13 protein-coding genes and 1 tRNA gene are annotated in these 18,989 nt (G+C 67.7%); 5 read left to right on the top strand and 9 right to left on the bottom strand.

The genetic code is table 11. From position 1 onward, the window contains the following. Positions 1-138: 138 nt before the first annotated feature. Complete coding sequence (locus CA234_RS03695) at positions 139-1,674, bottom strand: EAL domain-containing protein (protein ID WP_164521705.1); 1,536 nt, start codon at positions 1,672-1,674, stop codon at positions 139-141. A gap of 650 nt (positions 1,675-2,324) precedes the next feature. Beyond that, positions 2,325-4,526 (bottom strand): penicillin acylase family protein, encoded by a 2,202-nt coding sequence (locus CA234_RS03700; protein ID WP_126000932.1) that lies wholly within the window; start codon positions 4,524-4,526, stop codon positions 2,325-2,327. Positions 4,527-4,553: 27 nt separating this feature from the next. On the opposite strand from CA234_RS03700, the gene CA234_RS03705 reads away from it, so the two are divergent. Next, complete coding sequence (locus CA234_RS03705; RefSeq protein ID WP_126000933.1) at positions 4,554-5,837, top strand: amidohydrolase family protein; 1,284 nt, start codon at positions 4,554-4,556, stop codon at positions 5,835-5,837. Next, positions 5,834-7,501 (top strand): beta-xylosidase, encoded by a 1,668-nt coding sequence (locus CA234_RS03710; RefSeq protein ID WP_346962882.1) that lies wholly within the window; start codon positions 5,834-5,836, stop codon positions 7,499-7,501. The genes CA234_RS03705 and CA234_RS03710 overlap by 4 nt, the downstream gene beginning before the upstream one ends. A 531-nt stretch (positions 7,502-8,032) precedes the next feature. Here the strand turns inward: CA234_RS03710 and CA234_RS03720 are convergent. Next, positions 8,033-9,250: an integrase arm-type DNA-binding domain-containing protein gene (locus tag CA234_RS03720; RefSeq protein WP_126000934.1), complete on the bottom strand. Its 1,218-nt coding sequence runs from the start codon at positions 9,248-9,250 to the stop codon at positions 8,033-8,035. A 151-nt stretch (positions 9,251-9,401) separates the two neighbouring features. Then, a tRNA-Thr gene (locus CA234_RS03725) sits at positions 9,402-9,477 on the bottom strand. Between the two features lie 217 nt (positions 9,478-9,694). On the opposite strand from CA234_RS03725, the gene CA234_RS03730 reads away from it, so the two are divergent. Both CA234_RS03730 and CA234_RS03735 read left to right on the top strand, forming a co-directional pair. After that, a complete protein-coding gene (locus tag CA234_RS03730; RefSeq protein ID WP_126000935.1) occupies positions 9,695-10,963 on the top strand; it encodes a hypothetical protein in 1,269 nt (422 codons plus the stop codon). 89 nt (positions 10,964-11,052) lie between these two features. Next, positions 11,053-15,675 carry an NAD-glutamate dehydrogenase domain-containing protein gene (locus CA234_RS03735; RefSeq protein ID WP_126000936.1) on the top strand — a complete coding sequence of 1,541 codons (4,623 nt, stop codon included), beginning with the start codon at positions 11,053-11,055 and terminating at the stop codon, positions 15,673-15,675. Positions 15,676-15,721: 46 nt separating this feature from the next. On the opposite strand, the gene CA234_RS03740 is transcribed toward CA234_RS03735, so the two are convergent. Together CA234_RS03740 and CA234_RS03745 are read right to left on the bottom strand one after the other, a co-directional pair. Next, positions 15,722-16,162, bottom strand: a complete 441-nt coding sequence (locus CA234_RS03740) for an NUDIX domain-containing protein (RefSeq protein WP_125972303.1) — start codon at positions 16,160-16,162, stop codon at positions 15,722-15,724. Further along, on the bottom strand, positions 16,159-16,443 hold the full coding sequence (locus CA234_RS03745) for a BolA family protein (protein ID WP_125972301.1): 285 nt from the start codon (positions 16,441-16,443) through the stop codon (positions 16,159-16,161). Before CA234_RS03745 ends, CA234_RS03740 begins: the two co-directional genes overlap by 4 nt. Before the next feature lie 89 nt (positions 16,444-16,532). Between CA234_RS03745 and CA234_RS03750 the strand changes: the two genes are divergently transcribed. Continuing rightward, positions 16,533-17,090 (top strand): J domain-containing protein, encoded by a 558-nt coding sequence (locus CA234_RS03750; protein ID WP_125972547.1) that lies wholly within the window; start codon positions 16,533-16,535, stop codon positions 17,088-17,090. A 55-nt stretch (positions 17,091-17,145) separates the two neighbouring features. On the opposite strand, the gene CA234_RS03755 is transcribed toward CA234_RS03750, so the two are convergent. The 3 genes from CA234_RS03755 to CA234_RS03765 are packed head-to-tail and all read right to left on the bottom strand — an operon-like array spanning position 17,146 to position 18,982. Then, complete coding sequence (locus CA234_RS03755) at positions 17,146-17,925, bottom strand: VOC family protein (protein WP_126000937.1); 780 nt, start codon at positions 17,923-17,925, stop codon at positions 17,146-17,148. Between the two features lie 16 nt (positions 17,926-17,941). Next, entirely contained in the window at positions 17,942-18,298 is a 357-nt protein-coding gene (locus CA234_RS03760; RefSeq protein ID WP_126000938.1) for a DUF1428 domain-containing protein, read from the bottom strand. Positions 18,299-18,310: 12 nt separating this feature from the next. After that, positions 18,311-18,982, bottom strand: coding sequence for a glutathione S-transferase family protein (locus tag CA234_RS03765; RefSeq protein WP_126000939.1), 672 nt, complete (start codon positions 18,980-18,982; stop codon positions 18,311-18,313). Positions 18,983-18,989 lie beyond the last annotated feature (7 nt).

The raw sequence follows: 18,989 nt of genomic DNA on the forward strand, positions 1-18,989 counted from the left end.
TGGGAAGCCCCCGTTCAAGCCGGCTCCCTGCTGCCGTCTTGTCGCTATGATTTGGGAGGGTCTTGCGCTGCCAATGCTTACCGAGACCCGAATAAACGTCGTTAAGCAGGCGTTAAGAAAGAATTTACTGCTTCAAATTCATGCACCTAGTGAAGCATGCCACTGCTCTATGCCCGGACCGGCGAGGCGCTCCAGATGCGCTTCGTCACTCAGGAATTCGATCAGCTGCGGCAGCGGCAACGGCGGAGAGATGAAATAGCCCTGGAGGAGGTCGCAGCCCATGATGCGGAGAAGCGACAGGCTCATCGCCGTGTCCACACCCTCGGCAGTGACCTCCATTTCGAGCGCGTGTGCCAGATCGATGGAGGAGCGGACGAGAAGCGGGTCGCGATTGCTGTTGGTGAGGCCGCTCACGAACATGCGATCTATCTTGAGCTCCTGCGCCGGCAGCTGCTTCAGATAGGCGAGCGACGAAAGGCCCGAGCCGTAATCGTCGATCGCAATGCGAATGTCGGCCTCGGTGAAAGCACGCAGATTGGCGAGCGCTGCGTCGGGATCGCTGATCACCGCGGTTTCGGTAATCTCGAACCCGATCCTCCCCTTCGCCTGGCGGACCAATGCAAGCGCGGTGGCGGCGAAGCCCGGATCGGGAAGGAGTTGCCCCGAGATGTTGACGTAAACTTCAACGGCGTGCCCGCGCTCGATGAGATGCTGCTGATCGTCGATGGCGCGCGTGATCACCCATTCGCTAAGCTCGCGGATCGCCCCGGTTTCCTCGGCGAGCGCGATGAAACGATCGGTCGGCACAAGTCCGCTGCCGGGCCGGATCCAACGGATCAGCGCCTCGACGGAGGTGATTGTGTTCGTTCGCGCGTGAAGCTTCGGCTGATAGTACAAGCTCACTTCGCCCGACGCGAGCGCGTGCGGCAGAGCGCGCATAAGCTCCAGATCGGCAAAGCTGTTTTGCGAAAGCACTGCCGGATCCGCAAAGCGGATCTTGCGCCGTTCGGCTTGTGCGGCGCTCAGTGCGGCCGCCGCCTGATCGACAAGCTCGTCACGAATAGAGCTCTGGCCCGCGTCGGCAAAGCCTATCGCCACCGTGGGGCTGATGCTGAATGCATCGACAACCAGCCGCGCTTCCAGCGTTTCGACAAGGCCCTGCAGGTTCGCTGTTGCCGCCTCAACGCTGGCTGCGTTGAAGGCAAACTCGATCGTGGTACGGCCAATACGCCCGCGCTCGGCACTTTCAATCGCGGCTTCAACTCGATCGGCTAGGATTTCCAGCAATTGGTTGGCGAGCCGGTACCCGATGCTTTTCCGAAGCGCTGCAAAGCGTTCCAGCTCAACGATGGCCACGAATGTGGATGGAACAAATGCGTTGACGTCAACGCATTCGTCACGGAGTTCATCGAAGATCGCCGTGCTCGCGTGAGACCGTTGTTGCGCAGATGATTGCGCGGCAGGGGGCGGGGCATCGGCCGACCCGAGAAAGCCGTCGCCGGCCTTCGCGCTGACGGATCTGATATCATGCCATTGATCCTGCGGCGGAATCGCATCGACCACCTCAGCGATGCGAACCGGCTTCCGGTCGTCGAATGCGGTGCGCCAAGGCCGCGCCGCCAGCCGGCGAATCACCGCACGTAGGACGGGGAGCAGGAGATTCACCAATGCCATTCGGTCGGAGCTAGCAACCATTCGTGAAGCAAGCGTAAGCGCATGCTAAAAGGCCATTTTCTTCTGGCGGGATAAGCTGCGCTTCTGAATTTGAAAGTCGGTTCTTCAACGTCCAAGTCCTGCCCCGCAACCAACTCCGAAGAAGGCACACGCCGCTCTCACGGATTTGTGGCAGACGGCAACTGATCCTGCACCCTTGCAGCCACTCCCACCGGCGTGCCATCCGGCTCGGCGGCGTAGGTCATTACGCGTTAGATGAGACGCGACAGGATCTCCGCAGCTTCCGGTCACGCGGCATCGTTATCCAGCGAGGCCCGCAGGTCCGCCACGTTCTACGGAACTGCTTCAGCAGCGGCCCGGGCGAAGGAAGAACGGCATTGGTTGCCGTGCCGTTCACCGCCGATGCATCACCGGTGCCTTGCAGCCGGCCCTTTTCCGCTTCTCGATCGACAATCATCGATCTGAGCGCTGGATTCACCAAGCCGGCGAGCAGGTCCTGCTAGAAGAAGGGCTCCTCTGGCCTCGCGCGGTTCTACTGGCAGCCCGGCCATCTCCCAATAGAAACACAAGCAGTCAGGGCCGGACCGCCCTATGGCATGGCGATCAGCCCCTACGTCCTACCATGTCGTTCTCTTGTGCAGCCGGGATCGTCAACGCCCCGGCGCGGCCGGATCACCCGGTCGGTAGCGGCGCTCGACGTGGCCAGTTAGTTCGTCCGGGTAGAAATACACCTTTCGCAGCGCACCTGCCGCATAGCGATCGATCTGGTCGGCGAAGTGGGGCGAGGCGGGGTCGCCGCTCTGCCCGCCCGCCATTACCGCTGCGGCCTCGACCCGCCGCCCGAACGATACCACCGCGATGAAGCTGTTGCCGCTGGTGCCGTAATAGCGCTTGGTACCCGGCCAAGCCTTGGCGCCGAACGAGGCGAGGCTGCCCCACTGCGCCGAGGTGAACGGCACCGGGGTCGATGGCCGGGCATCGTCGAAATGCGGCTGCAGCGCGTCATCGAGCCGCTGGAAGCGGTTGATCTGGCCCCAGGGCGTACGCCACGTCCCGAAGTCGCGCGTCAGCCGATCGACCGCGGAGGACAACGCCGCGAGCCGGATCGTCGCGTCGACCTTGGCGGCGATGTAATCGGGCACGTTGCGCCGTTCCGCTTGCGCGAAGCTGCCGACCTCGCGCCACAGCTGGTCGCCCCAGAATATGGCGAGGCTGGTCGCGACCGAATCCGCGCTCCAGCGATAGTCCCAGCCCGCCAGCGTCGCGATCGGCGCCGCCAGCGCTGCGCGCCGCGGGTCCGCCGCGGGCAGCGCTTGCCATGCCTTCACCAGATCGGGCACCAGCCGGGCGAAGGCGGGGAGGTAGGGATCGAAGGCTGCGGCGCGCAGCTTCTCGGCGGTCCAGCCGCTTTTGCCGGTCAGCAGCAGGTCGGCATGCACGCCGCGGGCATTGCCGCCCACCTGGTCCATGTAGCGCGGATAGTCCTTCGCCTTCGGGCTGTCCGGCCCCGCCGCCTGCCATGGCCAGTCGTTGGTGTTGTGCGCCCAGCCCATCTTCGGGTTCAGTACGCTGGGCAGGCTCGGCAGGCTGTGGAGGCCTTTCCAGTCGGTGGCCGGATCGCTGCCGTCGACGGGCCTGGTATAGTCGAACCGATCGTCGCGCACCGGCATGAACTGCGGCATCAGGAAGGCGATCTCGCCCCTGGCATCGGCGAACAGCGTGTCGTTCGAGGAATTGGCCTTGCGCTCGGCAACCTTGAGATAGCTTGCGAGATCGGTAGCCTTGGTGCGAAGGAAGCTCTGCTCGAGCGCAGGGATCGGGCGCCACATCAGCGCCATGGCGATCCAGCGCCCATCCTTCGCCGCCACGATCGGACCGCGATGCGTCCGCCAGGTGGTGAAGCGCCGTTCTCCCAGCGATCCGTCGGGCCTGCGATAGCGCAGCGTCACCACCCGCGCCTGCACCTCCCGCGTCTCGTCGCCATAGCGATAGGCCCAGCCATCGCCCCTGCGCAGGATCCGTTCGGCAAAGGCATCGACATTGTCGACCGTCGCGGAGGTGTGCATCCAGCCCGCCTGGGCATTGAAGCCCTGATAGACGAAGAACTGCCCCCAGGTGCTCGCCCCATAGGCGTTCAGCCCGGCATCGCTGGTCACCTGGGCCTCGGAGCGGAAATAGAAGCTGGTATGCGGGTTGATCAGCAGCAGCGCGCGCCCGTTCGCCGTCAGCTTCGGTGCGATCGCGATGCCGTTCGAACCCGAAGGCTCGCGCGGTACGACACCCCGTTCCTCGGGCGTCGGGGGCGTCGGGCTGCCGTAGAAGCTCTTGAGGTCGCTCAACGAAATCCGCTCGATGTCGCCGCCGATGCTGCCTTCGGTGAAGCTTAGCGCCATCCAGGGCTCGAACCGCGTCAATACCTTCGGCTTCACCTGCGGGTGCGTAGCGAGATAATAGTTCAGGCCGTCGGCCCAGGCTTGCATCAGCGCGCGCAGCCAGGCGGGGCTGCGGGCATAGTCCTGCCGCAGCGCCGCCGGATCGACGAACAGCCGTTGGCGCAGATCGCCCCACAGCGCCTCCTCGCCATCGGCCTCGGCGGTGCGGCCGAGCGCGGTGAGATAGTTGGCCTCGATCCGCGCGAAATCATCCTCGGCCTGCGCATAGCTCATGCCGAACACCGCGTCGGCGTCGCTCCGCCCTCGGATATGGGGAATGCCCCAATCGTCGCGGGTGATCGTCACCCGCTCGGCCTGGGCCTGCCAGCGCGCCCGCTCGGGATCGGGCGGGGCGGCGGTGGCTCCGAGCAAAACCAATAGAAGCAACGGATTGCGCGCGCACCGGATCAGCGTATCCATGGCCGCAGACTAGAATGGGGGGAGCGGATGGCCAAGCACTGGTTCGCGGTTCTTGTAGCATGGGCGCTGGGCGGCACGGCGGGCGCGCAGCAGGCCGAGGCGCCGGCCATCCTGCTCAAGCCGATGGCGGTGTTCGACGCGGTCGACGGCCAGACGCATGCCGGCTGGCAAGTGCTGGTACGCGGCGAGCGCATCGTCGCGGTCGGCCCCGATCTCGCCGCGCCGTCCGGTGCCGTGGTGATCGTCCTCGACGGCGACACGCTGATGCCCGGCATGATCGAGGGCCATGCCCATCTCTTCCTCCACCCCTATAACGAGGCGAGCTGGGACGATCAGGTGCTGCACGAGCCGCTGGCGCTCCGCACCGCGCGCGCGGTGGCGCAGGCGCGCGCGACGCTCCACGCGGGCTTCACCAGCCTGCGCGATCTCGGCACCGAGGGTGCCGGCTATGCCGATGTCGGGCTGAAGGCGGCGATCGACCAGGGGATCGTCGAGGGGCCGCGGCTGCAGGTGGCGACGCGGGCGATCGTCGCGCTCGGCGCCTATGGCCCGAAGGGGTTCGAGCCCGGCGTGGAGGTGCCGCAGGGTGCCGAGGAAGTCTCCGGCCCGGAACAGATGGTCGCCGCGGTGCGCCGCCAGATCGCGGCGGGCGCGGACTGGATCAAGCTCTATGCCGATTATCGCTGGCGTGCCGGCGAGGATAGCCGCCCCACGCTGAACGTCGAGGAGATCAAGGCCGCCGTCGCCGCCGCGCACGATGCCGCGCGCCCGGTCGCGGTCCACGCCGCGACGGCCGAGGGCATGCGCCGCGCGATCGAGGCGGGGGTCGACACGATCGAGCATGGCTATGGCGGCACGCCCGCGATCTTCGCCGCGATGGCAGCAAGGAAGATCGCGCTCTGTCCCACGCTTGCCGCCTCCGATGCGACATCGCGCTATCGCGGCTGGAACGGCGCGGAACCCGCGCCTGCCGCCGTCCGCGCCAATCGCGAGAGCTTCCGGCTCGCGCTCCGGGCCGGGGTGCCGATCTGCATGGGTGGCGATGTCGGCGTCTATGCGCATGGCGACAATGCCCGCGAGCTGGTGCTGCTCGCCGCTGCGGGCATGCGCCCGGCAGACGTGCTGCTGGCGGTGACCTCGGGCAACGCGCGCTGGTCCGGGCAGGCCGAGCGGCTGGGCAGCGTGAAGCCCGGCCTGCTCGCCGATCTCGTCGCGGTGGCGGGCGATCCCACTCGCGATATCCAGGCGGTGCGCGCCGTGCGCTTCGTGATGAAGGGCGGCAAGATCGTGTCGCTGGAGCAGACCCAGTGAAGGCGCTGTTGCTTGCACTCGCCGCCGCATCGGCCGTGCTGCCCGGCCTCGCCGCCGCCGATCCCGAGCCGATCCCCGTCACCATCGCGGTAGACGCCGCGCGGGACGAAGGGCCGGTGCGGCCGGTCTGGCGCTTCTTCGGCGCCGACGAGCCCAACTACGCGACGATGAAGGACGGCCGGACGACGCTTGCCACGCTCGGCGCGCTGCTGCCCGATCGCGTCTATTTCCGTACCCACAATCTGTTCACCTCGGGCGACGGCACCCCGGCGCTCAAATGGGGCTCGACCGGCATCTACCGCGAGGATGCGGGAGGCCGCCCGATCTACGACTGGACGATCGTCGATCGCATCTTCGACACCTATCGGGCGCGCGGGGTGAAACCCTATGTCGAGCTCGGCTTCATGCCCGAGGCAATGTCGACCAGGCCGCAGCCGTACCAGCATGACTGGCGCCCCGGCAGCGGCACGCTGCGCTCGGGGTGGGCCTATCCGCCGCGGGATTATGCGAAGTGGGAGGAACTGGTCTACCAATGGGTGCGCCACTGCGTCGCCCGTTATGGCCGTGCCGACGTCGCCAGCTGGTATTTCGAGACGTGGAACGAGGCCAATCTGCCCCAATATTATTGGGGCGGGACCCGCGAGGAATTCTTCCGCCTGCACGATAGCGCGGTCCGCGGCGTGCGGCGGGCGCTGCCCGAGGCGCGTGTCGGCGGCCCGGACAGCGCCGGGGCCGGTGACGACTTCCTCGCCGCGTTCCTCGCCTATGGGAAGGCGGCGGGCACGCCCAATGACTTCCTTTCCTTCCATGCCAAGGGCCAGCCGGTCGTCGTGGCGGACGGGCAGGGTGGCCATGTGCGGATGGGGCTCAACACCCACTTGCGCGCCGCCGATCATGAGTTCGCGGTGATTGCCGCCGATCCGATCGGGCGCACCAAGCCGATCGTCATCGGCGAATCCGATCCCGAAGGGTGCGCCGCCTGCCAGGGGCCGGCCAACGCCTATCGCAACGGCACCATGTATTCGAGCTACACCGCCGCCGCGCTTCCCCGCCTCCAGGCGCTCGCCGCGCGGCGCGGGCTGACGCTGGAGGGCGTGCTGTCCTGGGCGTTCGAGTTCGAGGACCAGCCGCCCTTCGCAGGGTTCCGCCAGCTCACCTCCGCCGGCATCGACCTGCCGGTGATGAACCTGTTCAAGCTGCTCGCCAGGATGCGCGGCCGCTATGTCCATGCCGGCTCGGACCATCAGGCGCCGCTCGATACGGTGCTGCAGGATGGGGTGCGCGGCGATCCCGATATCGGCAGCACGGCCAGCATCGATGGCGACACGCTGTCGATCCTCGTCTGGCACTATCATGACGACGACGTGCCCGGCCCCGACGCGGCGGTGACGCTAGAGCTTCGCGGCCTGCCCCAGGCGCTCGCCAAGGGGGGCCGGCTGGTGCACTATCGCATCGACGCGGCACACTCGAACGCGTTCGCGGCCTGGCGCGCGATGGGATCGCCGATCGCGCCCAGCGACGCCCAGCGCGCGACGCTGCTCAAGGCGGCCGCGCTGGCGACGATCGACCCGGCGCCCGTGCCGCTGACGGGGCCGACGCTCCGCTTCCGGCTGCCGCGGCAAGGCATCTCGCTGCTGGTCGTGACGCCGCAAAGCGGTGTATAGCACTTGCCAACGATTGCATGATCCTTCGCGCGTATAGCCGCGCCGCGCCTGGGGCCGCGCGATCCGCCGATCCTCCGGCGTAAGTCGATCCCAGAAAGCTGCTTGAAGATCACTACTCGCGAAGGGCGCAACCGGCAGGGACGTCGCACAACGGCGGCGGTCGCGTTGCCCACCCTGGGGGCGGCCCGATCGCTGATTGGCGGCTGGTCAGTCGCCAAGATCGCACCAGCCGAGTCCGAGGAGGTCTCCAGGCGGGGCGAGGTGGTGCACGCAAAAGAACCGGTATCGGCTACGCGCCTGAATATAAGATGTTGGGTGCGAGTCGCCAGCGCAGTATCACGATTTCACGACGCGGCGGCCGATGGGGCGATTGAAGCGTTCTATGGCCGCTTTCGGTCCGAACGGTCGCTCCGAGCCGCTGACAAGAACGGCTTAAGTTGGTCGGCAGACGACAGTGCCATGCGTCAATGGAAGTGACAGCGATTCCATCTAGTGCTGCGAACTTGTCAGCCTGTTGTCGACGACTTCCGCCTACCCGCGCTTCCTGAACTTCGCCTTGATCACCGCGCCCCCGACCCGAAGCTGATCAAGGTAATCTGACCACCATTGCGCCATGCGAACCCGCTCGTCCCAATGGGCACCACGGTGATAGGCTGCCCGGACGCGATCCCGCTCGCCATGAGCCAACGCCCGCTCAATCGCATCGGGATGCCAGAGGCCTGATTCGTTGAGCAGCGTGCTCGCCATGGCGCGAAAGCCGTGGCTGGTCATTTCGTCATGTTCGAAGCCTAGCCGCCGCAGCGCGACGTTCAAGGTATTGTCGGAGATCGGACGCAACGTTGTATGCAGCGCGGGGAACAGGAATTCGCTGGATCGCGCGAGCGAGCGCAGATCCTGGAGCAGGTACAGCACCTGCCGGGATAGTGGCACAGCGTGCGGCTGCTTCATCTTCATGCGCTCCGCGGGGACGCGCCAGACCTTCTCGGCGAAGTCGACCTCGCCCCACTTCGCCTGACGCAATTCGCCCGGCCGAAGGAACACGTGCGGAGCGATCCGCAGCGCGTAGAGCGTTTCGGGGCGCCCCTGATAGTCCTCTATGGCGCGAAGCAGCTCGCCCACTTTCTTCGGCTCGACGATCGCCGCGTGGTGCTTCACACGGGGAACGGTCAGAGCTCCCCGAAGAATGTCCGCCGGGTTCTTTTCGGTGCGCAGCGTTGCGAAGCCATAGCGGAATACGCGGCCTGCGAAGGAGCGCAGCCGTACCGCCGTTTCATGATGCCCTCGCCGCTCCACGCGTTTCAGCACGTCGAGCAACTCGTGCGGGGTTATCGCCGCGATCGGCCGGCGGGCGATGGCCGCTAGCAATTCCAAAAACCAGCGCGCCTTCTTGAGGGTAGCCGCCGACTTTCCCTCCCGCTCCATCTTCTCGATATACTCGTTGGCAACCAGCTCGAAGGTGGTCTTCGCCGCCAATGCCGCTTGGAGACGCTTCTGCCGCTTCTCTTCGACCGGATCGATCCCGTCGTCGAGTTCAGCCTTCGCCAAGTCCCGCGCTCGGCGGGCCTGCTGAAGCGGTACGTCGGGGAAGCTGCCGAGCGACAGCTTCCGCTCGATGCCGCAGCAGCGATAGCGAAACCGCCAGAGCAAGGCGCCGCTCGGTTGAACAAGCAGATATAGCCCGTCCGAGTCGAAAACCTTGAACGGCCGGGGTCCCGGCTGAAGCGCTCGAATCTGGACCACGGTAAGCATGGGGCCACGGCTCCTGAAGCGTTCGTGGCCCCATGATTCGTGGCCCCTTTTGAGTGGGCCACGGCGGAACATAATGAGAAAATTTGGGACCGCGTCAGGCCCATTTTACCGCAGTTTTCCGCGGTTTTCTAGCGATGTTCTCTAGATGTACTGGTGCCGCTTACAGGACTCGAACCTGTGACCCCCGCATTACGAATGCGATGCTCTACCAGCTGAGCTAAAGCGGCGCCCGGTGCCGGGCGCTGGCTTGCCCGGAGGAGGGCGCGCTTACCAGCCGTTCCGGGCGCATGCAAGCGTCTCCGTGCACCGTCGGCAACTTTCTTGGCCCACGCCATTCCCGCGGCTTTTCCTGATCCGCCTTTTACGCAGCATTTACCATGGACCCTGCACAAGGCGCCGGATCAGCGTTTTCGGGCCCTTCCTTGCCCGCAGTGGAGCATCCGCATGAACATGGCTCGCGGCATCAATCGTCCGACGGATCCCGAGCCCGTGCCCGCGGCGGACGAGGCGATCGACGAGCGCCCCGTCGCGATCGGCGGCGACGAGCGGCGGATGCACGTGCGCGCCTATAACCACTGGGTCTCGCTGCTGCGCGGCCGCCCCTACCCCGCGATCCACGATCTCGATCCCGAGAACATCGCCGATTTCGGCCCGAACAGCGTGCTGCTCGATTTCACCGCCGGCATCGAGAACCCCGCCATCCGCTATCTCGGCACCGCGCTGCGCGAGGAATGCGGGATCGAGGGGCCGATCGCGCATGTCGGCGAGGTGCCCAGCCGTTCGCTGCTGTCGCGGCTGACCGACCATTATCTGCAGATCATCGCCAACCGCGCGCCGATCGGCTTCGAGGCCGAGTTCGTCGGCCAGCGCGGGCACCAGATGTTCTACCGCGGCATCCTGATGCCATTCGCCTCCAACCCCGAGACGATCGACTTCATCTACGGCGTGATCAACTGGAAGGAAGTGGTCGACGCCGAGATGCAGGCGCGACTCGATGCCGAGATCGAGGCGTCGCGCCGCGCGGTGCCGCATCCCGCGCCGACCCAGCCGGTCTGGGCCGACGGCCCCAGCGCCGGGTTCGATTCGCCCGCCACCGCCGAAGTACCGCGCACCGAAGTCGCCTCGCCTCTGGCGGACCAGCTGATGCTCGCGCGCGAGTCGGCCGCCGCCGCCCGCGCCTCGGAGCTGCGTGGCCGTGTGGCGCTCTACCGCGCACTCGATCGCGCCTATGGCTTCGCGATCGCCGCAGAGAAGGACACGCAAGGCTATGCCGCGCTGCTCGCCGAGGCGGGGATCGCCGCCCAGGCACGCGCGCCGATGACGCCGGTGGCCAAGCTCGTCTTCGGTGCCGACTATGACAAGACGCGGCTCGCCGAATTCGCCGCCGTGCTCACCCATGCCCGGCGCCTCGCGGTCCCGGCGGACGGGCTCGACGCCTTCCTCGAGATCACCCCCGGTGGGATCAAAGGCGTCGTTGCTGCCGAGCGCGAGCTGCGCGCCTCGGTCGCCGGCGAGCGCCGCCCGGCCGCCTTTGCCCGCGCGGTCGAGGCACTGCGCCATCGGCCGCCGCTCGCCCGCGTGGAGATGGCGCCGGGCCAGGCGGAGTTCGTGCTGCTGCTGGCCCGCGCGGGCGAGCAGGGCCTCGACATCATCGCCAAGCTGGAAGACGACGCACAGCTGACCGACCGCGCCGTTCGCCGCGCGGCGGCCTGAGTCCCACCGCGGCGGAGGGCGCTTCTGCGCCTTTCCTACCGGTTTTTCCAGACTTGAGGTGCCTTGTTCCCGGGAGCATAGCCGCATCCATGAAGAACCTAGAAAAAAAGATCATGCAGGCATTCGAGGATCGGATCTTCGAAGGTGCCCTGCCCGGAGAGCTGGAAGGACTGGACGACGCCGAGCGCACCGAGGTGGCGCGGTTCGTCGCGGAGACGGCGGCGGAACGCCCGCCCCAGACCGTGCGGCTCAATCTCGAAACCTATCAGGAGGATGCCAGCCGCAAGATGCGGCTCGCCGTGATCAACGACGACATGCCGTTCCTGGTCGACTCGATCGCGGCGGCGATCGCCTCGTTCGACCTGAGCATCTTCCGCATCATTCACCCGATCCTGCCGGTGGAGCGCGACGCCAAGGGCGTGGTGACCGACATCGGCGAGAAGGCGAAGGATGCGTCGCCCGAGTCGATGATCTACATCGAGATGGAGCGCGCCGACGCCCGCACCCGCCGCGCGCTGACCAGCGAGATCGAGCGCGTGCTGGAGCATGTCCGCGACGTGGTCTCGGACTGGCGCCCGCTCCAGCAGGCGCTGTCGATCGACGGCGCCCGCGTTCCCTCGCGCGAAGGCGAGGCGCTGCTCCGCTGGTTCGCCGACGATGCGATGACGCTGCTCGGCCATGAGAAATGGTCGGTCAGCGGCGAGAGCAGCGACCAGATCGGCCTTGCCCGCTACACCCATGAAGTGCCGCTGCTCGCCGATACCTCACGCAAGCTGGCGATCGATTATTTCGAGATGGGCGGCGAGATCCCGCTGCTCCTAAAGTCCAACGCCACCTCCACCGTGCATCGTCGCGTGCCGCTCGACATCGTCGTCACGCCGCTGATGACCGGCCAGGACGTCACCGGCCTTTCGATCCACTATGGCCTGTGGACCAGCCAGGCGCTGAACACGCCCCCGGCGATGGTGCCGATGCTGCGCGGGCGGCTGGAGATGCTCGAATCGAAGTTCGGCTTCGATCCCTCGGGCCATACCGGCAAGGCGATGACGCATGCCCTCACCGGCCTGCCGCACGACCTGACCACCGCCTTCGACCTTGAGGCGCTGGAGAGCCTGGTGCTCACCGCGATGTCGGTCGCGGACCGTCCGCGCTCGAAGCTGGTGCTGGTGCGCAGCACGCTCGGCCGCCATTTGTTCGCCTTCGTCTGGCTGCCGCGCGAGCAGGTCGCCGCCGGCCATCGCGAGACGATCGGCACCATGCTGACCGAGGCGGCGCACGCCAAGATGATCAACTGGTCGATCGCGCTGGAAGACGGCGTGCTGGCGCAGCTGCGCTACACGCTCGACCTGCGCGGCGACACGACGATGCCCGACGAAGCCGAGCTCGACGCGCGCATCGCCCGCATGGTGCGCGGCTGGGCGCCGGCCGTGGAAGCGTGTTTGAGCGAGATCGCCGGCAGCGGCGCCGCCCGCCTGTCGCTGCGCCTCGCCAACGCCTTCCCCGACGTCTACCGCCTCACCCACACCCCCGAGGAAGCCGCGCAAGACATGGTGCGGATCGGCGGGCTCGAGGATGAACATGCCCGATCGGTGCGGATCGTGCCGCTCAAGGGCGAGCCGGGCAAATACCGGATCAAGCTGTACCGCCTGGGCGGCGCGCTGGCGCTGTCGGACGCGGTCCCGGCCTTCGAAAATTTCGGCTTCCGCGTGATCGAGGAAGTGCCGACCGAGCTGACCAACGGCGCTTTCATCCACGACTTCAAGGTCGAGCCGGCGACGCCCAGCGAGATGCTGGATACCGACCCGGCGACCGTCGAGGCGGCGGTGGCCGCGGTGCTCGAAGGCCGCGCCGAGAACGACCTGTTCAACCGGCTGATCGTCGAGGCTGGCCTCAGCCCGTCGGCGGTGGTCCTGCTGCGCGCCTGGTTCCGCTATCTGCGCCAGACCGGCATGCTGTATGGCCTGGGCACCGTCGTCGACGCGCTGCGCCGCGCGCCGCTCGTCGCCACCGCGCTGGTCGAGCGGTTCGAAGCCGCGCACGATCCCGCACGCGGCGGCGATGCCGAAGCGATCGAGGATGCCGAACGCGCGATCGACCTTGGCCTCGGCCAGGTCAACGCGATCGACGACGATCGCATCCTGCGGCTGTTCAAGGGCGTGGTGCTCGCCACGCTGCGCACCAACGCCTTTGCGCCCGCCGGTGCCGAGGCGCTCGCGTTCAAGCTCGATTCGGCCAAGGTTCCGGGCCTCCCCGCCCCGCTCCCCTGGCGCGAGATCTGGGTGTACAGCCCGCGCGTCGAGGGCATCCACCTGCGCGCCGGCCCGGTCGCCCGCGGCGGCCTGCGCTGGTCCGATCGCCGCGACGACTTCCGCACCGAAATCCTCGGCCTGATGAAGGCGCAGCGCGTGAAGAACGCCGTCATCGTGCCGACCGGCGCCAAAGGCGGTTTCTATCCGAAGCATCTGCCCTCGCCCGCCGTCGATCGCGACGCCTGGCTGGCCGAGGGCACCGAGAGCTACCGCATCTTCATCCGCGCGCTGCTGTCGATCACCGACAACATCGTCGCCGGCGAGGTGGTGCATCCGCAGGGCGTGACCGTGCTCGACGGCAACGACCCCTATTTCGTCGTCGCGGCGGACAAGGGCACGGCGACCTTCTCGGACGTCGCCAATGCACTGGCGATCGAGCGCAATTTCTGGCTGGGCGACGCCTTCGCCTCGGGTGGCAGCGTCGGCTATGACCACAAGGCGATGGGCATCACCGCCAAGGGCGCCTGGGTCTCGGTCCGCCGCCACTTCCTCGAAATGGGCACCGACATCCAGTCCGAGCCGGTGACCGTGGCGGGCGTGGGCGACATGTCGGGCGACGTGTTCGGCAACGGCATGCTGCTCTCCAAGGCGATCAAGCTGGTCGCCGCGTTCGACCATCGCCACATCTTCCTCGATCCCAATCCGGATCCGTCGAAGAGCTGGGAGGAGCGTGCGCGCATGTTCGCGCTGCCGCGGTCGAGCTGGGCGGATTACAACCCCGACCTCATCTCCGAGGGCGGCGGCGTGTTCCCGCGCACCGAAAAGTCGATCCCGCTCAGCCCGCAGGTAAAGGCGCTGCTCGACCTCGACGTCGACAGCATCGATCCCAACGGCCTGATGATCGCGATCCTCAAGGCGCGAGTCGGGCTGCTGTGGTTCGGCGGCATCGGCACCTATCTGAAGGCGGCGAGCGAGAGCAACGGCGAGGTGGGCGATCCCGCCAACGACCGCATCCGCATCAATGCCGAGCAGGTGCGTGCGCAGGTGGTGGGCGAAGGCGCCAATCTCGGCGTGACCCAGGCGGCGCGCATCGCGTTCGCGCGCCACGGCGGCCGCCTCAACACCGACTTCATCGACAATTCGGCCGGTGTCGACTGCTCGGACAACGAGGTCAACATCAAGATCGCGCTCAACCGCGAGATGATCGAGGGCCGGCTCGGCTTCGAGGACCGCAATACGCTGCTCGTGTCGATGACCGACGACGTGGCGCACCTGGTGCTGGAGGACAACCGCCTCCAGACGCTGGCGCTCTCCTTCATGGAAAATGACGGCGCGCTCGACCTGCCCAGCTATGTGCGGGTGATCGAGATTCTGGAGGCCAATGGCCGCCTCGACCGTAATGTCGAGGGCTTGGGCTCGAACGAGGACCTGCTGCGCCGCGCGCAGGAAGGTCGCGGGCTCACCCGGCCCGAGCTGGCGGTGCTGCTCGCCTCGGCCAAGCTGGCGCTGCAGGATGCGATCGAGCAGGGCGAGCTCGGCCATGATCCGGCCCTGGCCGGCGACCTCCACGCCGCCTTCCCCAAGGCGATGCAGGCGCGCTTCGCCAAGGCGATCGACGAGCATCGGCTGCGGGGCGAGATCGTCGCGACCAAGCTCGCCAATCGCGTGGTCAACCGCCTCGGCGTGCTCCACCCGTTCGAGCTGGCCGAGGAAGAAGGCGCGTCGATGCGCGACATCGCCGCGATGTTCGTCGTCGCCGAACGACTGCTCGGGCTGCCGGCCCTGTGGGAAGCGGTGGAAACCGCCGAGATCAGCGAAGGCGCCCGCGTCGCGCTGCTCGACGAACTGGCGGTGGCGGTGCGCGGCCAGATCGCCGATCTGCTGCGCATCACCCGCCCGGGCGCCAGCCCGGCCGAGGTGATCGCCCGCCTGCAGCCCGGCATCGAGGCGCTGGGTCGCGAGACCAAGAGCCTGATGCTCACGGAAGTGCGTGCCCAGGCCGATCGGATCATCGGCAAGCTGACCGCCGCGGGCGCGCCGCACGAACTCGTCGACCGCGTGGTCCATGTGTTCGAACTGGACGGCTGCATCGGCCTTGCCGATCTCGGCCAGCGCAGCGGCGTCGACGAAGTGGTGCTCACCCGCGCCTTCACGTCGCTCGGCCAGGCCCTCGGCCTCGACTGGGCGCAGGCGACCGCGGCGCGGATCACCACCGGCGACGTGTGGGAACGCCTGCTGATCGCCGGTCTCGCCCGCGACTTCCAGCAGCTGCGGCTGGACTTCCTCGGCCGCGTCGACGGGCAGGACCCGCAGGCGGCGGTGGACGCCTGGCTCGCCGAGCACCGCGCCCGCGTCGACCAGTTCAGCGCGCTGGTGCGGCGTGCGCGGCAGTCGGCGGTGCCGAACGCTGCGATGCTGGCGCAGATCGCGGGGCAGGCCCGCGTGCTGCTCGGACGGGAATGAGCCTCTGAATCCCCCCTCCCGCTTGCGGGAGGGGGTGCGTGGCCCGCTACAGTTCGAGCGCCGTCAGCATCTTCAGCAGATCCTCCGGGAAAATCGGCTCGTCATGCGCGGCGATCTCGTCGCTGGTGAACCAGCGCCAGCCGCGCATCACCCGCTGCTCGAGCGCGGTATGGCCGCCGGTCGCGATCGCCTCCACTTCGGTGCGCACCAGGAAGTAGCGCTCGTCGGCCCAGACCGGCACGCCGTCGATCGTCACGAATTCCACGACCCGCCGGGCCACCTCCGGCCCGGGCTCGGCCCAAATGCCCGTCTCCTCCCACAGCTCGCGCCTCGCAGCGTCCGCATAGCTTTCGCCCGGATCGACCGCCCCGCCCGGCGTACACCAGAAGGGCGGCCGGTCGCTGGGATCGAAGCGGAACAGCAGCACGCGCCCTGCGCCGTCGAGCAGCAAAATCCGCGCCGCCGGGCGCGCGATTCGCGTGCTCATTCGCCCGGCGCGGTCGCCTTGATCGCCAGAGCGTGGATGCGCGTGGCAAGCAGATCGGCGAGAACATGGTTCACCTTGCGCTGGCGGGCGACGCGATTGAGCCCGGCAAATGCGGGGCTCTCGATGGTGACGGTGAAATGGCTTTCGCCGGTGCCGTCGTCGCCCAGATGCCCGCGATGCTGGGCACTGTCGTTGCTGACATGGAGGTGCGAGGGGGCGAGCGCGGTGCGCAGGCGATCGGCGATAAGATCGGCCAGGGGGCCGGTAGCGAGGTCGGTCATTGCGCCTATATAGGCGGTTTGCTCGAGGGAGTCGCGTGGCTAGCCGTCCGCCGAAAAAGGATCGTCCGAATGCCCGTTTCCATGGTCGCATGGAAGCGGAGGGAAGACTGTGCGCAGAGCCGGGCTGCAGCGCCCCCGGCGAATTCCGCGCGCCGCCGCTGGAAGGCGCGCGCAGCGGCTTCGACGGGCCGCCGCCGTTCCGCTGGCTGTGCCTCGACCATGTCCGCGCGTTCAACTCCGGCTACAATTTCTTCGCGGGGATGAGCCCCGACGAAATCCACGAGGCGCAGCGCCCGATCGCCGGCTGGGAGCGCGAGACGCGCGCGTTCAGCGCCAATCCCGACATCCCGCCGCGCTGGGCCGACTTCGCCGACCCGCTCGACGCGATCGGCGCGCGCTTCCGCGACAGGATGAAGGATCGCGGCGAGCGCAAGGACGGCCGGCCGCTATCGGGCGCCGACCGCGACGCGCTCAAGGTGCTCGACCTGGCGATCGACTGCGATCGCACGGCGCTGCGCAAGCGCTATTCGGAACTGGTGCGCAGGTTCCACCCCGACCGCAACGGCGGCGACCGCAGCCACGAGGCGCGGCTGCAGCGGGTGATCGCGGCGTATCAGCAGCTGAAGGGGTCGGCGGCCTTCGCTTGAGTTTGGGCGCGCGGGGATGTCCCCTCCACCACGCTGCTGGCGCGGCGCGTAGCCGCTACGCTTCGACCCCGCTGACCAGCCCGAAGACCGCACCGTCGGGATCCACCGCCTGCAGCGCGCGCTCGCCACCGGGCACGTCCATCGGCGCCATTACCACCATTCCCCCCGCCGCCTCGACCCGGCCTCTCGCCGCATCGACATCGTCGACCCGGAAGTAGAAGCCCCAGCCCGGCTTCGCCTCTGGCGGGCACGGCATGATCGCGCCGATCGGCGCGCCGCCGTCATGCCCGATGAAGCTGTACTCGCCCAGCTCCCCCATCGGCATCCCGCCCATCCGGGTGAGCCCGAACTGGCGATGGTAGAAACCCAGCGCCGCCTCGGCATCCGGCGTCAGCAGCTCGTTCCAGCCGACATGCGCCATCCCGCGACGCTGATAGACGGTGCTGGTCGCCCCCTCGGTCGCGCCGCGCATCACGTAGAAGGGAATGCCCTGGGGATCGGTAACCATCGCGATCCGCCCGACGCCCGCGGCATCCCAGGCGGGCACCAGCACCTTGCCGCCTTCGGCAACGATCGCCGCCACGCGCGCATCGACATCGTCGACCCCGAAATAGGCGAGCCAGCCCGGCGTCGCGCCCGCGGCGAGCATCTCCGCGTCGAGCTGCAACATGCCCCCGGCATTGCCGTCCGGCGCCGCGATCATCCGGTAGTCGGGCCCCCCGGACGGCGGCGCGCCGACCTGCCACCCGATCACCGCGCCGTAAAAGCCCGCAGCCTTGTCCGCGTCCCGCGTCATCAGTTCATACCAGATGATTTCGCCCTGCCGGTTCGTCATGCGCCGTCTCCTGTCTTCAGCCTTGCGCGATTTCGACGATGGGCTCGAAGCCGCCCCAGAACATTCGCTTGGTGTCGAACGGCATCGCCAGACCGTCCATGTCCGGGTCGGCCATCATCGCCGCCCAGCCCTTGTCGCGCGCCGCCTTGTCCGGCCAGACGACCCAGGAGAAGACCACCGTCTCTCCTGCTTCGGCGTTGGTCGCGCGGTAGAAATCGGTGGCGGTGCCATGGGGCACGTCCTGCCCCCAGCACTCCACGACATGCGTCGCGCCCAGCGCGCGCAGCTTCTCGCCGGTGCGCTGGGCAAGCTCGGTATAGGCGGCGCGGTTCGCTTCCGGCACCGGCAGTACATATCCGTCGACATAGGCCATGCTCACGCTCCTTCAGGCGGGTTCGGGCATCTCCGTCCGCAATTCCTCGAGCTGCGCCGCGATCGCCGCCCGGAACGCCGGGCGCGCGAGACAGCGCTGCTGATACGCGGCCAGCGCGGGATGCGTGGACAGCAACTCGGTATGGTCGAGCGCGCGCAGCGCCGAGGCCATCAGCAGGTCCCCGGCGGTGAAGCGCCCTTCGAGATAATCCCGATCACCGAGCGCGGCGGCGAGCTGCCCCAGCCGCTTGTCGATCGCCGCCACCAGGCTCGGCCGGCGGAGCTTCGCCCATGCCTCGTCGCGCGCGAACAGATCGACAGTGGTGAGTTCGAGCAGCATCGGCTCGACGCTGTTCATCGCGGCGAACATCCAGCACAGCGCCCGCGCCCGCGCCGCCGCCTCCTGCGGCAGCAGCGCCTCGGAGCGCTCGGCGACGTGCAGCACGATCGCACCCGATTCGAACATGCGCACGTCGCCCTCACGATAGGCGGGCACCTGGCCGAAGGGCTGCTCGGCAAAATAGGCCGCAGGGCGATTCACCGCGCTGATCGGATCGGTGCGATAGCCGATCCCGGCTTCCTCCAGCGCCCAGCGCACCCGGTAATCGCGGACATAGCTGCGCGCAAAATCGGGAACCCAGTCGAAGGTGACGATCTCGATCGGACTTTCGGAATCGACGGGCATGATTCTC

The sequence above is a fragment of the Sphingomonas sp. ABOLE genome (assembly GCF_003950455.1).
Taxonomy (GTDB): Bacteria; Pseudomonadota; Alphaproteobacteria; order Sphingomonadales; family Sphingomonadaceae; genus Sphingomonas; species Sphingomonas trueperi.

What these genes read in the sequence shown, in the direction of transcription:
- CA234_RS03695 (WP_164521705.1), bottom strand. Translation starts at nt 1,674, where the DNA reads ATGGCATTGGTGAATCTCCTGCTCCCCGTCCTACGTGCGGTGATTCGC.
- CA234_RS03700 (WP_126000932.1), bottom strand. Translation starts at nt 4,526, where the DNA reads ATGGATACGCTGATCCGGTGCGCGCGCAATCCGTTGCTTCTATTGGTT.
- CA234_RS03705 (WP_126000933.1), top strand. Translation starts at nt 4,554, where the DNA reads ATGGCCAAGCACTGGTTCGCGGTTCTTGTAGCATGGGCGCTGGGCGGC.
- CA234_RS03720 (WP_126000934.1), bottom strand. Translation starts at nt 9,250, where the DNA reads ATGCTTACCGTGGTCCAGATTCGAGCGCTTCAGCCGGGACCCCGGCCG.
- CA234_RS03730 (WP_126000935.1), top strand. Translation starts at nt 9,695, where the DNA reads ATGAACATGGCTCGCGGCATCAATCGTCCGACGGATCCCGAGCCCGTG.
- CA234_RS03735 (WP_126000936.1), top strand. Translation starts at nt 11,053, where the DNA reads ATGAAGAACCTAGAAAAAAAGATCATGCAGGCATTCGAGGATCGGATC.
- CA234_RS03740 (WP_125972303.1), bottom strand. Translation starts at nt 16,162, where the DNA reads ATGAGCACGCGAATCGCGCGCCCGGCGGCGCGGATTTTGCTGCTCGAC.
- CA234_RS03745 (WP_125972301.1), bottom strand. Translation starts at nt 16,443, where the DNA reads ATGACCGACCTCGCTACCGGCCCCCTGGCCGATCTTATCGCCGATCGC.
- CA234_RS03750 (WP_125972547.1), top strand. Translation starts at nt 16,533, where the DNA reads ATGGAAGCGGAGGGAAGACTGTGCGCAGAGCCGGGCTGCAGCGCCCCC.
- CA234_RS03755 (WP_126000937.1), bottom strand. Translation starts at nt 17,925, where the DNA reads ATGACGAACCGGCAGGGCGAAATCATCTGGTATGAACTGATGACGCGG.
- CA234_RS03760 (WP_126000938.1), bottom strand. Translation starts at nt 18,298, where the DNA reads ATGGCCTATGTCGACGGATATGTACTGCCGGTGCCGGAAGCGAACCGC.
- CA234_RS03765 (WP_126000939.1), bottom strand. Translation starts at nt 18,982, where the DNA reads ATGCCCGTCGATTCCGAAAGTCCGATCGAGATCGTCACCTTCGACTGG.